This is a genomic window from Nocardiopsis oceani (assembly GCF_054777395.1).
On sequence record NZ_BAAHAR010000054.1, the window covers coordinates 13862 to 30789 of the forward strand.

13 protein-coding genes are annotated in these 16928 nt (G+C 70.2%); 5 read left to right on the forward strand and 8 right to left on the reverse strand.

Annotation, left to right across the window (positions count from 1 at the left end; all coding sequences use genetic code 11):
* Positions 1–109 precede the first annotated feature (109 nt).
* Both ACYVDG_RS27660 and ACYVDG_RS27665 read right to left on the reverse strand, forming a co-directional pair.
* Positions 110–1777 (reverse strand): glucoamylase family protein, encoded by a 1668-nt coding sequence (locus tag ACYVDG_RS27660; RefSeq protein WP_460760340.1) that lies wholly within the window; start codon positions 1775–1777, stop codon positions 110–112.
* A 111-nt stretch (positions 1778–1888) separates the two neighbouring features.
* Positions 1889–2923: a LacI family DNA-binding transcriptional regulator gene (locus ACYVDG_RS27665; RefSeq protein WP_460760343.1), complete on the reverse strand. Its 1035-nt coding sequence runs from the start codon at positions 2921–2923 to the stop codon at positions 1889–1891.
* 313 nt (positions 2924–3236) lie between these two features.
* On the opposite strand from ACYVDG_RS27665, the gene ACYVDG_RS27670 reads away from it, so the two are divergent.
* A complete protein-coding gene (locus ACYVDG_RS27670) occupies positions 3237–5534 on the forward strand; it encodes a rhamnogalacturonan lyase (protein ID WP_460760348.1) in 2298 nt (765 codons plus the stop codon).
* A gap of 69 nt (positions 5535–5603) precedes the next feature.
* Here the strand turns inward: ACYVDG_RS27670 and ACYVDG_RS27675 are convergent, their stop codons facing one another.
* On the reverse strand, positions 5604–6614 hold the full coding sequence (locus ACYVDG_RS27675) for an ABC transporter substrate-binding protein (protein WP_460760352.1): 1011 nt from the start codon (positions 6612–6614) through the stop codon (positions 5604–5606).
* A gap of 168 nt (positions 6615–6782) precedes the next feature.
* On the opposite strand from ACYVDG_RS27675, the gene ACYVDG_RS27680 reads away from it, so the two are divergent.
* The 3 genes from ACYVDG_RS27680 to ACYVDG_RS27690 are packed head-to-tail and all read left to right on the forward strand — an operon-like array spanning position 6783 to position 9773.
* Positions 6783–7817, forward strand: coding sequence for a FecCD family ABC transporter permease (locus tag ACYVDG_RS27680; RefSeq protein WP_460760357.1), 1035 nt, complete (start codon positions 6783–6785; stop codon positions 7815–7817).
* Positions 7814–8908 carry a FecCD family ABC transporter permease gene (locus ACYVDG_RS27685; RefSeq protein WP_460760361.1) on the forward strand — a complete coding sequence of 365 codons (1095 nt, stop codon included), beginning with the start codon at positions 7814–7816 and terminating at the stop codon, positions 8906–8908. Before ACYVDG_RS27680 ends, ACYVDG_RS27685 begins: the two co-directional genes overlap by 4 nt.
* Positions 8909–8954: 46 nt before the next feature.
* The gene (locus tag ACYVDG_RS27690) at positions 8955–9773 is read left to right on the forward strand and encodes an ABC transporter ATP-binding protein (RefSeq protein WP_460760365.1); all 819 of its coding nucleotides are present in this window, start codon (positions 8955–8957) and stop codon (positions 9771–9773) included.
* Positions 9774–9825: 52 nt separating this feature from the next.
* Here ACYVDG_RS27690 and ACYVDG_RS27695 read toward each other — a convergent pair whose 3' ends face one another.
* Positions 9826–10704, reverse strand: coding sequence for an alpha/beta fold hydrolase (locus ACYVDG_RS27695; RefSeq protein ID WP_460760368.1), 879 nt, complete (start codon positions 10702–10704; stop codon positions 9826–9828).
* A 188-nt stretch (positions 10705–10892) separates the two neighbouring features.
* On the opposite strand from ACYVDG_RS27695, the gene ACYVDG_RS27700 reads away from it, so the two are divergent.
* Positions 10893–12884, forward strand: a complete 1992-nt coding sequence (locus tag ACYVDG_RS27700) for an AfsR/SARP family transcriptional regulator (protein ID WP_460760371.1) — start codon at positions 10893–10895, stop codon at positions 12882–12884.
* A gap of 117 nt (positions 12885–13001) precedes the next feature.
* Here ACYVDG_RS27700 and ACYVDG_RS27705 read toward each other — a convergent pair whose 3' ends face one another.
* Genes ACYVDG_RS27705 through ACYVDG_RS27720 form a run of 4 tightly spaced genes read right to left on the reverse strand, consistent with a single transcriptional unit; the run spans position 13002 to position 16759 of the window.
* Complete coding sequence (locus ACYVDG_RS27705; RefSeq protein WP_460760484.1) at positions 13002–13589, reverse strand: GTP-binding protein; 588 nt, start codon at positions 13587–13589, stop codon at positions 13002–13004.
* A gap of 10 nt (positions 13590–13599) precedes the next feature.
* Positions 13600–13968, reverse strand: coding sequence for a DUF742 domain-containing protein (locus tag ACYVDG_RS27710; RefSeq protein WP_460760376.1), 369 nt, complete (start codon positions 13966–13968; stop codon positions 13600–13602).
* Entirely contained in the window at positions 13965–14426 is a 462-nt protein-coding gene (locus ACYVDG_RS27715; protein ID WP_460760381.1) for a roadblock/LC7 domain-containing protein, read from the reverse strand. Before ACYVDG_RS27715 ends, ACYVDG_RS27710 begins: the two co-directional genes overlap by 4 nt.
* Positions 14426–16759: a sensor histidine kinase gene (locus ACYVDG_RS27720; protein WP_460760386.1), complete on the reverse strand. Its 2334-nt coding sequence runs from the start codon at positions 16757–16759 to the stop codon at positions 14426–14428. Before ACYVDG_RS27720 ends, ACYVDG_RS27715 begins: the two co-directional genes overlap by 1 nt.
* Positions 16760–16928: the final 169 nt, after the last annotated feature.

Here is a 16928-nt window from a genome sequence, read left to right on the forward strand (position 1 = left end):
CCCGCCGAGGTCAACTGCCCGCGGACGGCCCGGCCCGCCTCTAGGCGGCGATCCAGCCGCCCGCCCCGTTCGCCGGGACGGGCGGCTCACTCGTGCGGAGGTGCGGTTCTTAGCGGCCCACCTCCTGGTCGGCGGGGATGTTGAAGGTCTCCACGCCCATCACGGGGCGCAGCCGCTCGCCGATCTCGCCCTCGGTGAAGGCGTCCCGGAGCACGTCGTCGGCGAGTTCGTTGCCCAGCGCCGCCATGGCCATCCCCTGGTCCAGGGACAGGTGCAGCTCGGCCACGGTCCCGCTGCCCACGGCCACGGCGTCGGCGAAACCGCCCTGGCCGTAGACGTCGAAGTCGGCGCGCAGCCGCTCCAGGTTGTCCACTGCCTCCTCGGGCGCGTGCGGCAGCGCCATGAACGCGGCGTGCGGGGTCACCACCCCGTCGCCGAACTCCGGCTCCGGGCCGGGCTCACGGCAGTCCCCGAACCCGTAGTCGACCTCGGTGCCCTCACGGTCGGAGGGGTAGGCGTCCAGGCCCATACCCAGCGCCGGAGCGCCGTAGACGCCGTAGTCGGCGAAGGGGTCGCTGGAGGGCGAGAAACCCCAGTACCCGTACTCGGCCTCGTCGAGACCGTGCTCGATCTGGCCGTGCACGAACGCCGGGTTGGTGCGGCCCCAGCTGTCGGGCGCCCAGTCCTCCTCGGGGACGAACAGCGGCGGCATCATCGCCTCGAACATACCGCCGCCCCAGCTGGGCACGTACCGGGTGCCGCGGTACTCGAAGGAGCCCTGGAAGACCGGCACCCCCCAGTGTTCGGTCCACTCGCCCTCGGGCTTTTGGCTCTGCACGTCGGCGAACTCGCAGGTGTCGGGGAAGGTGCGGTAGGCGCCGAAGTAGTGCTCGTGCGGGATCTGTCCCAGGCCGATGCCCACGTAGGTGGCGATGCGGGTCTCGGAGTTGATGAGGTCGTAGTGGTTGCAGGTGAACCACACCTTGTCCTCGGCGGGCTTGCCGTCGGCGCGCTTGCCCGGCACGCTGCAGTCGTCGGCTGGCTCTTCGGCCCAGAACCCGCCGCGCAGCTGGCCGGCGCCCCCGTCCTCGCGCACGTGCGGGTCGTAGTAGTAGCCGAAGTCCATGCTCTGCAGCAGCTCGTCGGCCCGCTCGTGCAGGGCGGGTTCGGCGTTGCTGACCACCGCCAGAGCCGCGGCCAGCCACCCGTTGTCGACGCTGGAAGCGAAGTGGTCGACCTTCTCGCCGTCCTCGGGCCAGACCTCGACCAGGTCGCCGGTGGCCGGGTCGTACCAGTTGTAGAACTGGCCGGAGTCCTCGTGGCGTTCGAGGGACTCAAGGGTGGTGACCGTGCGCTCCAGGCGCTGGTGCGCCTCGTCGCCGTCGACCAGGTCGAGTTCGCGCGCCACCACCGTCGACCACAGGTAGGCGCCGATGTTGGTGGGAGAGGTGTAGGCGCGGCGGCTGTCCGGCTCCAGGGAGGTGTCCAGCTTGTCGGTGGGCAGCCCCGTTTCCGGGAACGCCATGGCGTCGAAGGAGGCCCAGGTGGTGGCGGCGTACTCCAGGAGCAGCGCCTCGTGGCCGTCGGCACTGCCCGAGGAGGCCGAGGGGCCGGTGTCGGCGACGGCGGCCGGTCCGGTCAGGACCAGGGCCCCGGCCAGGGCTGCGGCCCCGGCCGCGGCACGGCGGCGTCTGGCCGGCGGGACCGGGGTTGCGGAGACCGGTGGGTCAGGTGGGGCGGGAGAGGTCGGTTGTGCGCGGTGAGCGGGGGTGGCCATGCGGGCTCCGGTGAGGGGTCGGGGATGGAGCGGCCGGTTCCCAGGGGGTGCTCGATAGGGACGTCGCCCGCCCGTGGGCGGCTCGGCGAGCCCTGTGTGCGCGTGCGCGCGTCAGCCCCCGTGGGCGTGGGCCGTTTGGGCCGTGGCGCCGCAGCTGGTGCGGACCACGAGTTCGGTGGGCAGGTGGTGGCGGCGGGTGTCGGTGCGCCCGCCGCGGGTGCGCTCGTCCAGGGCGCGGGCCGCGGCGGCGCCCAGCTCGCGCATGGGCTGGCGCACGGTGGTCAGGGCCGGACGGGCGTGGCGGGCGGCCATGATGTCGTCCCAGCCGGTGATGGCGATGTCGGTGCCCACGGTGAGGCCGAGCTGTTCGGCGGCCTCCATGGCGCCCAGGGCCACCTCGTCGTTGACGCACACCAGGGCGTCGGGTGCCGAGGCGCCGCCCAGGACCTCTTTGGCCCTGGTGCGGCCGTCGGCGACCCCGAATCCGCAGGGCACGGGTGCGCGTACGGGCAGACCGCGGGTGGTCAGGACCTGTTCGAGTGCCGACCAGCGCTGGGCGGTGTCGCTGGAGTCCTCGGGTGAGCCCAGGTAGGCGATGTCGTGCTTGCCGAGTGCGACCAGGTGCTCGGCCAGGGCGCGGGCGGAGTCTTCGTTGTCGGCGGTGACGTTGTCGGCGCCCTCGATGGCGGGGCGGGCCATGAGGACCACGGGGACTCCCGAGGCCATGATGTCGGTCAGGGCCGGGTCGTCGACGGTGCGGCCGAAGACCAGGAGTCCGTCGACCCGGTCGGCGAGGTCGCGGACCGCGCGTTCGGGGTCGGTGCGCCCGCGGGTGGACAGGATCAGCACGGAGTGCCCCAGTTCGGCGGCGACCTCCTCGTAGCCCAGGATGACCTCGGCGAAATAGGGGCCGGACAGGTCGGGGAAGACGATGCCGTTGGCGGCGTGCCTGCGTTCGGCCAGGGCCACGCCGAGCCGGCTGGGGCGAAAACCCAGTTCCAGGATGGCCGCGCGGACCCTTTCCTCGGTGGCGGTGGAGACCTTGGCGGTGCCGCGGAGCACGCGGGAGACGGTGGCGGGGGAGACGCCCGCGTGTTGTGCCACGGTGCGGATGGTCACACCGGTGGCTGGGTCGTCCGAGGCCATCGCGTCATCCTCCTGTGTGAAACCGGTTTCACGTAGGAGGGTGGCACGCTCCCGCCCTTGTTGTAAAGACGGCTCGGGCGCGGGGGCGCCGAAGCTCGGGTGAGCCGACGCACGGCGGCCAGGAACAGCTCAGTCTCGTCGCACTCTTGACGGTGTGTGACTCGGGTCATACGGTAGCCTGCGGCGTCTGTAAATCGATTTATTGGTGACGGCTGGAACGCGGCAGTTCACGGCCCATGTGTAGGGCTCACCACTCGCGACCACTAGAAGGGCTCATCATGTCGGTCCGATCCAGAGTCTCCCGTTCGGCCCCGTGGCCGTTGCCGGAGTGTCTGCCATAACCCTCGTCGCTTGCGGAGCAGGCGGTGGCGGCCCTGCTGCGCAGAACGGAGGCGACCCCGCCGCGGACGCGGCGCCTGCGGTTCAGCTAGAGAACCTTGACCGTGGGCTCGTCGCTGTTGACACGGACGAGGGCGTCTTCCTCAGCTGGCGGCTGCTCGGGGACGAGGCAGAGGGCCATGCGGATGCCGGGCTCGAAGGGCCCGGCTTCGAGGTTCATCGTGACGGTGAGCACATCGCTACCGTCGAGGACAGCACCAACTATGTCGATGAAGACAGCTCGGGAGAGTCCGAGTACACGGTGGTCCCCGTCAAGGGTGACGGACCGGAGGGCCAGGCGAGTCCCTGGGGGGACGGCCACTACGACCTCCCGCTGGACAAGCCTGAGGGCGGCACCACGCCGGCCGGGGAGGACTACGAGTACACGGCGCATGATGTGAGTGTGGGCGACGTGACCGGTGACGGTCAGTACGAGTTCGTCGTCAAGTGGGATCCCACCAACTCCAAGGACAACTCCCACGTGGGTTACACGGGGAGCACGATCATCGACACCTACACGCTCGACGGCGAGCTGCTCAACCGGATCGACCTCGGCGTGAACATCCGCGCGGGGAACCACTACACCCAATTCCTGGTCTACGACTTCGACGGTGACGGACGCGCCGAGATCATGATGAAGACGGCGCCGGGGACCACGAGCACCTCCTACGAGGACGGTGAGCCGGGGAAGGAGGAGCTCATCACCATGCCGGAGGAGGACCTCGAGGTCGGCTACAGCCACGAGGACGACTACCGGCTGAGTGCCGAGGACTACTACGAGCACGTCGTCGAGATGTTCGAAACCTGGCACGAGCACCCCGAGGTGGAGGACGGCAACTGGCCCGAGACTCTCGAAGAGGCCTTCGGTGAGGAGCCTCAGCATGACTACCCGCTCTCCCGGGAGGATGCCGAGGAGCTCGCCGACCTCTTCTTCGACGAGTACGCGCTAGAGCGCGATGAGAACAACGCGCAGCTGCGGGAGTTCGAGGGATTCATCATCGACGGCCCGGAGTACCTCACGGTGTTCGACGGTGAGACCGGCGCCGAGCTGGACACGGTCCACTATGAGCCAGAACGCGGAGACGACGGCCTGCTCTGGGGCGACTACGCCTTGGAGCGTATCGAGCCCGGCAACCGTGTGGACCGGTTCCTGGCCGGGGTGGCCTACCTCGACGGCCAGGCGCCGTCGGCGGTGTTCAGCCGTGGGCAGTACACACGCTCTGTGGTCGCCACCTATGACTTCGACGGTGAGAGCATCCAGGAGCGGTGGACCGTTGACAGCGGACACGTGCCGATGGAGAACCCCTTCAATGCTCGGCCCCACCAGGGCCAGGGGAACGACCCGGACTTCGGTGAATTCGCCGGCCAGGGGTTCCACCAGCTGAGCGTGGCCGACGTCGACGGCGACGGCAAGCAGGAGATCGTCTACGGCGGAGCCACCCTGGACCATGACGGAAGCCTGCTCTACTCCTCCACCGGAATCGGTCATGAGGACAGTGACATCCCTGGCGAAGAGATGAAGCTCGGCCACGGTGATGCCTTGTTCGTCGGGTACTTCGACCCGAATCGCGAAGGCAAGGAAATCTTCACGATTCACGAGGACGGCCCGTTCGCTCCGTACGCCTATGTGATGCGCGACGCCGAGACCGGCGAAACCCTCTGGGGCGGCTACACCCCCGAGGACCCCGAGCGCGGCATGGTCGGCGACATCGACCCCGATACCCCCGGTTACCACGCCTGGACGTCGATCAGTGAAGAGGGACCCGATCCGACAGGTCTGTTCACCGTCGAAGGCGAGTATCTCGGCGAGGACACTCCCGGCACGAACATGAGCATCCGCTGGGCCGCGGACATGACCACCCAGCTGCTCGAAGGTGCGGGCACCGAGACCCCCGCCATCGAGGACTGGCAGAACGGCACCCTCCTGGAAGCCGAGGGCACGCTGACCAACAACGAAGGCGGCGACCCCTCACTGGTGGCCGACGTCTTCGGTGACTGGCGCGAAGAGCTCATCCTGCGCACGGAGGACTCCGAGGCGCTGCGGATCTACACCAGCACTGAGGTCACCGACCGCAACCTGTACACGCTGGTGCACGATCCCCAGTACCGGGTCGAAGTGGCCAGACAGCAGACCGGATACAAGATGCCGCCCCTTATGGACTTCTACTTCGGCTCGGACATCGACTGGTCGCAGGTGCCGCTGCGGGAGATGGAGTTTCCGGTGACGGACTAACGGACTAAAGGCACAGAGCTGTGTGGGCGCAGGTGCGCCCACACAGCGCAAGGGATGGCACGGCCCGCTCTACACCGCCGGGTCGGTCTGGCCGGTCAGCGCGGCGGTGACGTCCTCGATGATGCGGTGGGCGCCGTGGTAGTTGGCCGAGCCCCAGAAGTCGTAGTCCACCCGGTACAGCTCCTCGTCCTGGACGGCGTCCAGGTTGGCCCACACGCCCTCGGAGAAGGTGTCGGGGGCGTCGGGGTAGCCCGAACCGGCCAGGACGAAGACCGCGTCCCCGTCGGCCTGCTCCAGGTTCTCGTAGCTGTGCGGGATGAAGTCGGTGTCGTCCTCACCTTCCAACTGGGTGTCGGGGCGCTCGAAGCCCAGGTCCTCGACGATCTGGCCGGGGAAGGACTCGGGGGTCTCCAACCGGATCTCGGTCTCGTCCTGCAGCCGCACCAACGACAGCTCGGTCGAGGCGGGGTCGACACCGGCCTCGGCCAGTTCAGACCGGGCCTCCTCGATCGCCTCGTCGTAGGCGGCCACGGCCTCCTCGGCCTCGGCCCGGGCATCCAAGATCTCGCCGACCTCCTCCAGGTGGCCGCGCCAGGCCCCGGTGCCCTCCCACTCCAGCAGGACGGTGGGGGCGATCGCCTCCAGGTTGTCGAGCATCTCGGCCTGCGTACCCATCTCGGTGCTGACCCCGATGATGAGGTCGGGCTCGGTCGTAGCCAGCTCCTCGATATTGACGTCGTCCTCAACGGGGGAGTTGGTGACCAGGTCCAGGTCGGATCCGTCGACGCCCTCGGGTAGGAAGGGGGCCAGCTCGTGGTCGTCCGCGCCCGGGGTACCCATGGTGCCGACCACGTCATGGCCCAGCTCGGTGACCGCGGCCAGGGAGGGCCGCCACAGCACGGCGATCCGCTCGGGGGAGTCGGGGATCTCCACCTCCCCGTTGACCGCCTCCACGGTGCGGGTCGGTCCGTCCCCGCCGACGTCGTCGGAGGCGGTGTCGGTACCGCAACCGGCCAGGGCGAGCACCCCGACCAGGGCGGGCAGGCTCAGCAGGCGCAAACGGTGCGCGAGATCGGACATCTGTGGGACCCTTCCGTGCGAACAGGATATAGGTAAGGCTAACCTGTCCAGTGTGCGGTTCGGTGGAAGTCCGTCGATGCCCTACGATGCCTCGTCGGCCTCACTGTAGGCGAGCCTCACCTAACCCATCCCAGCACCCAGTCACCCAGACAGACGAACGGGGAAGCCGTGGCCCTGCGCGCGCCCACACCAACGCGCCCCACCCTCACCAGACGCGTCATCCGCCCCACCGGCCTGATCATCGCCCTGGGCGGCCTCGTCGTCTGCGCACTCCTCAGCGTCACCGTCGGCGCCAAACCCATCCCCGTCGCCGACGTCTGGGCCGCCCTGACCGACTACAACGGCTCCTACGACCACGACGTCATCCTCACCCTGCGCGTGCCCCGCACCATCATCGGCATCTTCGTCGGCGCCGCCCTCGGCCTGGCCGGAGCCCTCATGCAGGCCCTGACCCGCAACCCCCTCGCCGAACCCGGCATCCTGGGCATCAACTCCGGCGCCGCCGCGGCCGTCGTCATCGCCGCCTTCGTCCTCGGCGCCAGCGGCACCAACCTCGTCTGGCCCGCCTTCATCGGCGCCGCCTTCGCCGCCGTGGCCGTCTACGCCCTGGGCTCACGAGGCCGCGCCAGCGCCACCCCCGTACGCCTGGCCCTGGCCGGAACCGCCCTGGCCGCCGTCCTCCAAGGCCTCATCTACGGAGTCATCGTCTTCAACGACTTCGTCTTCGACCGCATCCGCTTCTGGCAGGTCGGCTCCCTGACCGGCCGCGACCTCGACATCTTCTGGCAGGTCGCCCCCTTCCTCGTCGTGGGGATCCTCGTCACCCTGGCCCTGGGCCCCTCACTCAACGCCATGGCCCTGGGCGACGACCTGGCCGCCACCCTCGGCGCCCGTATCCCCCTCATCCGCGCCGGAACCGCCGTCGGCGTCATCCTGCTGTGCGGCGCGGCCACCGCCGCGGCCGGCCCCATCTGGTTCGTCGGCCTGATCATCCCCCACGTCGCACGCGTGATCACCGGCCCCGACCAGCGCTGGCTCCTGCCCTACGCGGCCATCCTGGGCGCCATCCTCCTCACCGCGGCCGACACCGCCGGACGCGTCGTCCTGCCCAGTTCCGAACTGGAGGTCGGCATCATCACCGCACTCATCGGGGCACCCCTGTTCATCGCCCTGGTCCGCAGCAGAAAGATGGCCCAGCTGTGAGCGACACCCTGGCACGCAAGCGCCGTACCACCGAGCGCGGCCGCATCACACCGAGCGGCTCCCGCGTGTGGCGCTCCCCGGCCGAGCGGCTGTCCTTCCTGGTCCGCCCGCGCACACTCGTGGTCTGCCTGACCCTGGCAGCCGTCACCTTCGCCACCCTGGTGGTCTCGGTCTCGGTCGGCGACTACGAAGTCCCACTCTCCGCCGTGCCCGCCGCCCTCCTCGGCTTCGGCGAACACCTCGACGTGTTCTTCGTCCAGGACGTACGCCTGCCCCGCGCCCTGACCGCCATCGGCGTGGGAGCCGCACTGGGCATCGCCGGCGCGGTCTTCCAGAGCCTGTCGCGCAACGCCCTGGGCAGCCCCGACATCATCGGCTTCACCTCCGGAGCCGCCACAGGCGCCGTGGCCGCCATCCTCATCCTGGGCGCCGGCCGCCTCGTGATCTCCCTCGGCGCCATCGCGGGCGGGCTCATCACCGCCGCCGTCGTCTACCTGCTGGCCATGAAGAACGGCGTCCAGGGCTACCGGCTCGTCCTGGTCGGTATCGGCGTCAGCGCCATGCTCGCCGCGGTACGCGACTACCTCATGACCCGCGCCGAACTCACCGACGCCCTGGGCGCCCAGATCTGGATGATCGGCAGCCTCAACGGCCGCGGCTGGGGCGAGACCGCCGCCGTGTGGATCGGCGTGGCCGTCCTGGTCCCCATCATCCTGGCCGTGGGCCAACGCCTGCGCTTCATGGAACTGGGCGACGACACCGCACGCGGCCTGGGCGTGTCCACCACCTCCACCCAGATCATCGCCATGGCCGCCGCCAGCGCCCTGACCGGCGCCGCGATCGCCGTGGCCGGACCCATCGGCTTCGTGGCCCTGGCCGCGCCCCAACTCGCCCGCCGCCTGACGCGCACCGGCGGCACCACCCTGGTCGGCGCCGCTCTCATGGGCGCCACCCTGCTCGTACTGGCCGACCTGGTCGCCATGCGCATCCTCGCACCCACCCAGCTGCCCGTCGGAGTCGTCACCGCCGTCATCGGTGGCAGCTACCTCATCTGGCTGCTCTACTCAGAGTGGCGCGGCGGCCGCTCCTAACCCAGCCACACCCGCCCTTGGCCGAGCCACACCCGAAAGAGAGCGCATGACCGACGACGCCAGCACCCGCCTCAACGGCCAGGACCTCACCCTGGCCTACGACCAGCGCGTCATCTCCCGAGAGCTGGCCGTGCACATCCCCGACAACTCCTTCACGGTGATCGTCGGCCCCAACGCCTGCGGCAAGTCCACCCTGCTGCGCGCCCTGTCACGCACCCTCAAACCCGCCCAGGGCAACGTCCTGCTCGACGGCCAGGTCATCAGCTCCTACCCGGCCAAGGAGGTCGCCCGCCGCCTGGGCCTGCTCCCGCAGTCCTCCATCGCCCCCGACGGCATCGGCGTGGCCGACCTGGTCGCCCGCGGCCGCTTCCCCCACCAAAGCTTCCTGCGCCAGTGGTCCACCCACGACGAGGCGGTGGTGGCCGAAGCCATGGAGTCCACCGGCGTCACAGCCCTGGCCGACCGCTCCGTAGACGAACTCTCCGGCGGCCAGCGCCAGCGCGTGTGGCTGGCCATGGTCCTGGCCCAGCAGACACCCTTGCTGCTGCTGGACGAACCCACCACCTACCTCGACATCGCCCACCAGATGGACATGCTCGACCTGTGCGCCGACCTGCACGCCGAACGCGGCCACACCCTCGTGGCGGTCCTGCACGACCTCAACCACGCCTGCCGCTACGCCACCCACCTGATCGTCATGCAGGACGGCGCCATCGTCGCCGAGGGCGAACCGGCCACCGTGGTCACCGCCGACCTCGTCGAGAAGGTCTTCGGCCTGCCGGTGCGCATCATCGGCGACCCCGAGACCCACACCCCGATGATCGTCCCCGTGGACCGGCGCGGCACCCGCCGCGACCACGACTGAACCTCCACCGGGGGCCAGGGCAGCGAGGACCGGACCCCAACCCCCGGACAGGTCAGCGGGCCAACAGCGCCCGCAGCTCCTTGACCACACCCGTCGGGTCCTCCTCGGCCATGAAGTGCCCGCTGGAGACCGTGGAATGGCGCAGGTCCACCGCCCACCCCTCCCACAGCGCGGCCGCGTCGAAGCCCAGCGCCGCACCCCAGTCCTGCTGCAGCACCGTCACCGGCATCGACAGGCGCCGACCGGCGGCACGGTCGGCCTCATCGTGTTCGAGGTCGATCCCGGCCGAGGCCCGGTAGTCGGCCACGATCGAGGGCACCGCCCCACGACAGGCGTCCAGATAGGCCTGGCGCACCGGTGCGGGGATGGCCCCCGGGGCACTGGCCCAAACGTCCAGGAAGTGTCCGAAGAACGCGTCCGCGCTGGCCCCGATCATCTGCTCGGGCAACCCCGGGGCCTGCGCCATCAGGTACAGGTGGAAACCCACGGCGGCACCCACCCCCCGCATCGCCTCCCACATGTCCGGGGTCGGCAGAACGTCCAGACTGGCCAGATGTGTCACGGCCCCAGGGTGATCCAGCCCGGTCCGGATCGCCACCAGCGCACCGCGGTCGTGCCCGGCCAACGCGAAACGCTCATGCCCCAGAGCCCGGGCCAACTCCACCACGTCCGCGCCCATGGTCCTCTTGGAGTACACCTCGGGCCCGGACTCCGCCGGTTTGTCACTGGCCCCGTACCCGCGCAGGTCCGGACAGAGCACCGTGTGGTCCATCGCCAAGTCGGTGGCCACGTGCCGCCACATCAGGTGCGTCTGCGGGAACCCGTGCAACAGCACGACCGGCGGCCCCGACCCCCCGACCGCCACGTTCAACGACACGTCCCGGCCCACACGCACCCGCTCGTACGCGAAACCCTCGATCACCGGCGCCATGACACCTTCACTCCTTCTCTCGCTGGGAAGACCCCCAGCCTGGCGCGCCCGAATGAGCAACCGATGAGCACACGGCCCGCGCTGTACGGTGACCTGGGATCCCCGCCCGCGGCCATGGCCGGACCACACACGGGGGATCCCCAGCGGACCATCACACCGCCGGGACGACACGGATACAGGGGGCTCCGATGCGGGTGGAATTCGGGGTACTCGGCCCCGTCACGGCCTGGGACCGGAACGGAACACCCCTGGCCCTCAAAGGACCCCGCCACCGCGCCGTCCTGGCCTGCCTCATCCTCGCCCGCCGCCGCGTCGTCCCCCTCGAACTCCTCATCGACGACCTCTGGCAAGGCGCCCCACCCGCCGGCGCCACCAACGCCGTGCGCACCTTCGTCGCCGCCCTACGACGAGCCCTGGAACCCGACCGCCCACCCCGCACCCCCGCCCACGTGCTCACCACCCAAGGACCCGGCTACGCGCTGCACGCCGCACCCGACTCCGTCGACGCCTGGCGCTTCGAACAGCGCCTCACCCAAGCCCGCACCCTGCCTCCCCAGGACGCCCGCACCCGACTCCACCAGGCCCTGGACTCCTGGCGCGGCCCCGCCTATGCCGACTTCGCCGACGCCCCCTGGGCCCGTACCGAACGCGCCCGCCTGAGCGAACTGCGCCTGCACGCTCTAGAACACCTCGCCCAGACCCGCCTGGACCTGGGACAGGCCGCCCAAGCCATCCCCGACCTGGACGCACACGTAGCCGAACACCCCTGGCGCGAGGACGCCTGGCGCCTACTCGCCCTGGCCCTGTACCGCACCAGCCGCCAAGGCGAAGCCCTCGCCGTCCTACGCCGGGCCCGCACCCTGCTCATCGACCAACTCGGCGTGGACCCCGGTCCCGCTCTGCGCCGCCTGGAGGACGACATCCTCCACCAGGCCGACCACCTCACCCCCGCCCCACCCGAGACCCGCACACCGGACACCGCCCCCGGCCCCGAACAGCTCTGGGCACGGGCAGCCGACGCCTACCAACGCACCGTCACGCCCGGCGCCCACGCCCGGCTCCACTCCACCGTCGGCCTCCTGCGCGACCTCGCCGTCACTGGGGGAGAGGGCCTCCAAACCGCCAGAGCCCAACGCCTGGCCGCGATCACCGCCGCCGAAGAACTCAACGACCCCCACCTGACCGCCCGCGTCATCGGCGCCTACGACGTGCCCGCCAACTGGACCCGCGTGGACGACCCCGAACAGTCCGAACGCGTGGTCGCCGCCTCCGAACGCGTCCTGGCCGCCCTACCCGCCAGGGGCAGCGAAGCGGCCCGCACCCGCCTCCTGGCCACGATCGCCCTGGAATCCCGCGGCACACAGGACCCCCGCGCTACCCACGCCGCCACCGAAGCCGAACACCTCGCCCGCCAGTTGGGTGACCCCGTCCTGCTCGCCTTCGCCCTCAACGCCCGCTACATGCAGACCTTCCACCGCACCGGACTGGCACCCGAGCGCGACGCCGTGGCCACCGAACTGCTCACCCTGGCCACCCGACACGACCTGGTCAACTTCCAGATCCTGGGACACCTCATCGGGTTGCAGTCCCGCTCAGCCCTGGCCGACTGGCCCGCCGCCGACCACCATGCCCGAAGCGCCGACCGGTTGGCCACCCGCCACGAACGCCCGCTCGTGGAGGTGTTCACCGGCCTTTACGGGGCGCTGCGCACCGCTGCGGCCTCCCACACCCCGCTGCACGAGGCCGAGAACGGCTACCGCGAGGCCACCGCCCGACTGCACGGGGCGGGCATGCCGGGACTCGAACACGGGATCGAACCCCTGGCCCTGCTGTGCTTGCGCCTGTACCACCGCCAACCTGCCCCCGCTGCTCCGGGCGTCGACTACGGGCCCCACGAACCCTGGGTCCGCCCCCTCGTCCTGCTCGCCCAGAACCGGCGCTCGGAGGCGGCCGCCGCCCTGGCCCACACCCCCGATCCACCCCGCGACCTGCTCATGGAAACCCGATGGTGCCTCACCGCCCGCGCTGCCCTGGTCCTGGGCGACCACACGGTGATGCGCCGCGCCGAGCGCGCGCTCACCCACGCCGCCCAGGAACTGGCCGGAGCCCAGACCGGCATGCTCACCCTCGGCCCGGTCGCCGACCACCTCAGCTACCTGCGCCGCGCACGACACCCGTAGTAAAAACGTACATTTGAGACTTCTTGGCAGTGCCTCCGGGGCGAGACAACAAAACCCTCAACAAGAAGTCGAAGGATCGGATACATAAACCCGACCTGGACCCCTGAAGCCGCTCACCTACGCACCCGACAGCTCCAACCGCAGCACCAAAGACACCAACTCCACCACGACCTCCTTGACCGACTCCCGCTCCCGCGCATCACACAGCAACAGCGGCACCCCCTCGGCCACGTCCAACGCCACCCGCACGTCCTCCGCCCGATGCGTGCGCTGACCGTCGAAACAGTTCACCGCCACCACGAACGGCACCCGGCGCGACTCGAAGAAATCGATAGCGTCGAAGGAATCCGCCAACCGGCGCGTGTCAGCCAACACCACCGCGCCCAGAGCCCCCTGCGCCAACTCCTCCCACATGAACGAGAACCGCCGCTGCCCCGGCGTCCCGAACAGATACACCACCGTGTGCTCGTCCAACGTCACCCGGCCGAAATCCAACGCCACCGTCGTGGTCGCCTTGGACTCCACCCCCTCCAGGTCATCCACACCCACACTCTCCGACGTCATCACCTCCTCGGTGTGCAAGGCCTCCACCTCGCTCAACGCCGACACCAGCGTGGTCTTACCAGCCCCGAAACCCCCAGCGACCACGATCTTCAACGTGTCCGGGACCGCACTCCCCGCGCTCGAGGCCACCGAACCTCCCATCTCCACCACTTCACAGCTCCCGAATACGGTCCAGCACAGTACGCAGCGTCTGCGCATCCGGCCGTTGCCGCTCCCAATCCGAGGTATGCACCATCACACGCCCCTGATCCAACAGATCGGCCAACAGAACCCGTAACACCCCCAACGGAAAACCCGACCGCGACGCCACCTCCGCCACCGACACCGGCCGCACGCACACCGACAAGATCAACTCCAACTCCGCGTCCATCTCCGACGGCTCCACCGAAGGCACCGCCACCACCTGCGAGGTCATCGAGAAATCCGACCGCGAAGGCCGCGTACGACCCCCCGTCAACGAATACGGCCGAATCAGACTCGACTCCGCGGACCACCCCTGCTCCGGCGGCAACGCGCTCACGAACCACCACCCCCGGCCCGCGGCAGCGCCGACAAGTACGGTCCCACCTGACGCACCAACCGGTTCACCTCGAAAGCCGCCTGCCCCATGTCACAGGACGACTCAGCCACCAACGCCAACTGCGCACCCTGGCCCGCGGGCAACACGAAGAAGAACACACGGTCCATCTCCACCACCGTCTGACGCACCTCACTCGCACCCAGCTGCGACCGCGCCCCCCGCGCCAGACTCGCGAACCCCGACGCGATCGCCGCCAACCGCTCACCCTCGTCACGCCCCACCCCGGGCGAGGACGACAACAGCAACCCGTCCGCGGACAACAGCAACGCGTGCCGCGCCCCCGCCACCCGCTCCACCAGATCACCCATCAACCAGTCCAACCTCTGCGCCGGGGACCCGCCCTCGGCCTCCTGCCCCGCGACCCGGCCTTCCGCAGCAGCGCCCGCCGACATCGACATCACCCTTCCGCACTCTCGTCGTGGTGCGCCCCCCGCTCGGGGACACCCTCCTCGCCCTCCGCGTCGGCGGACTCAGCGCGACCGCGCTCCGTCCCGGCCTGGAAGGCACTCATCATCGACCGGATCTCCGACAGCGAACGCTGCCCACCGGTGGCCCTGTTCCGGTTGCTGTTCTGCGCGTCCTCCGAACCCCCAGAGGAATCGGCAGGCATCGAGGGCCCTCCCGGGCCCGAGGACGAACCGCCCGAAGGCTCGGCCCCGCCGCCGACCCCACTCCGGCGCCGACGCCGCGGCAGCCCCTTGTAGGTCCCACCCTCCGCTGCGGGGGAGGGGAGTGGTCCCCGCGGCGCCCGCTCCGGAACCTCCGGGTTCGGCCCCGTGCTGCCCACCAGCTCCGACCGCAGCAGCGGACCGGTGTCCCCGGTCCGCTCCGCCACGACCGACCCCGGGATCCGCACGGAAGCACGCGTGCCCAGGAAAGGGGAGGCACGCAGCCGCACCTCGAACCCGTGGCGCCCCGCGATCGTGGCGACCACGAACAGCCCCAGCTGCGAGTCCTCACGCATCCGGGCCAGATCGAATCGGGGCGGATCGGCCAGCAGCGCGTTGGCCGACTCCAACTGGCTCGACGTCATGCCCAACCCCCGGTCCTCCACCTCCACCAGGCACCAACCGCCCTCCACCGACCTGCCGCCCACCGTCACCTCGATACCCGGAGGGGAGAAGGACGCGGCGTTCTCCAACAACTCGGCGACCAGCCGCACCAGATCCGAGCCCGCCGTACCGTGCAGCGCCACCTGGGGCAGGGACAGCACCCGCACCCGCGCGTAGTCCTCGATCTCACTGGCCGCGGCCCGCACGGACTCGTGCAACCCGACCGTGGCCGCGCTGCGCCGGGCCGGCCGGTCGCCGCTGAGCAGCATCAGGTTCTCGGCGTTGCGCCGCATCTGGGTACTGAAATGGTCGATCCGGTACAGGGACTCCAACGCCTGGGGGTCGGTCTCACCGCGCTCCAACCGGTCCAGCAGCGCCAACTGCCGGTGCACCAGCGACTGGGTACGGCGACCGATATTGCGGAACATGTTGCGCACCCCGGCCCGCACCTGGGCCTCCTCCACGGCGGCCGTCACCGCGGCCCGCTGGGCGTCGTTGAAGGCCTCGGCGACCTGGCCGAGTTCGTCGCGTTCGGCCACCGCCAACCGGGGAGCTTCGGTGTCCACCTCCACACTGCCGCCCCCACGCAGCCGGGCGGTCACCTCGGGCAGCCGCACCCGCGCGTAGTGCAGGGTTTCGGTGCGCAACTCCTGGAGCCGCCGCCCCAACCGCTGCGAGCCGGCCACCGCCACCAGGGTGGAGGCCAGGGCCGCCAACAGCGCGGGGACACTGATCACCAGCGCGCCGCGCAGCAGGTCGGTGGCCTGGCTGCGGCCCAGCTCGACCACGCGTTCCATCCGCCCTTGTTCGACCTCGCGCATGCGCGCGTCCAGGGCCTCGGCGGCGCCGAGCCAAGTCTGTGCGTTGACGGGCACGCGTGCGCCGGTGCCGCTGGAGGGTGTGCCGATGACGGTCTCTTGGAGGAGGGTGACGTTCTCCAGCTGGAAAGAGCCGGCCAGCTCCTCGTAGTCCTCGCCGCGTTCCTCGCCGAGTTCGGCGTCCACGCGGGACCAGGTGTGCTGTTGGGCTCCGGCGGCGGAGGCGAACCGGGCGTGGGCCTGGGGGGTGAAGGTGTCGGTGGCCACGGCGTGCGCCAGGATCGTGTCCTGTTGGTTGAGGAGTTCGCGTGCGCGCATCAGGGAGGTCAGGGAGCGCAGATGGGGGACGAGTGCGGGGTCGGCGCGTTCGGCCGCGGAGTCCCACACTCGGATGCCGGATTCGATGAGTCGGTCATAGGGCAGGGCCGCTTCCTCGATGACGTCCGCTTCGTGGTCCAGGGTGGCCACGTCGTGGCGGTGCTGTCCGAGGCCGTTCAGGGCGACCTGGAAGTCCAGGGCCTGCTGGGGTAGGGCGGCGCCGTCGAACTCGCTCAGGGACCCACCAAGGGCTTGTACGGCCTGGTCGGTCTCCTGGCGGGCCTGGCTGAGGCGTTCGTTGTTGCTGCTGTTGGGCTGATCGGTGGCGGCGGTGGTGGCGTGCCGTTCCTGTTGGAGGTGGTCGATGACGTCGACGACGGGCTTGCCGACCTCTTCGGTGAGGTTGGCGGTGCCGCGCAGGTCGCGGATGTCGGTGGCCAGGACGGTGGTGAAGACCGCCCAGAGGGCGAGTAGCGCGGTGCTGGGGATGAGCACCAGGGTGATCATGCGGGTGCGTAGCGACCGGCGCTTGGCATGGGGCATGGGTTCGCTTCCGGGGGAGTGGCGGGCGTGAGTGGGGGCCGCCTGTGGGGGATGGGCCGGAGTTCCACAGAGCTAATCGTCCTGGGGAGGGGTTTGGCAAGACCCGGAGTGACTCGGAAAGGCGAGAGCGCGGGGTTCGGGGGCAGTTTGCTGCGGGGTCGCCGCGGTC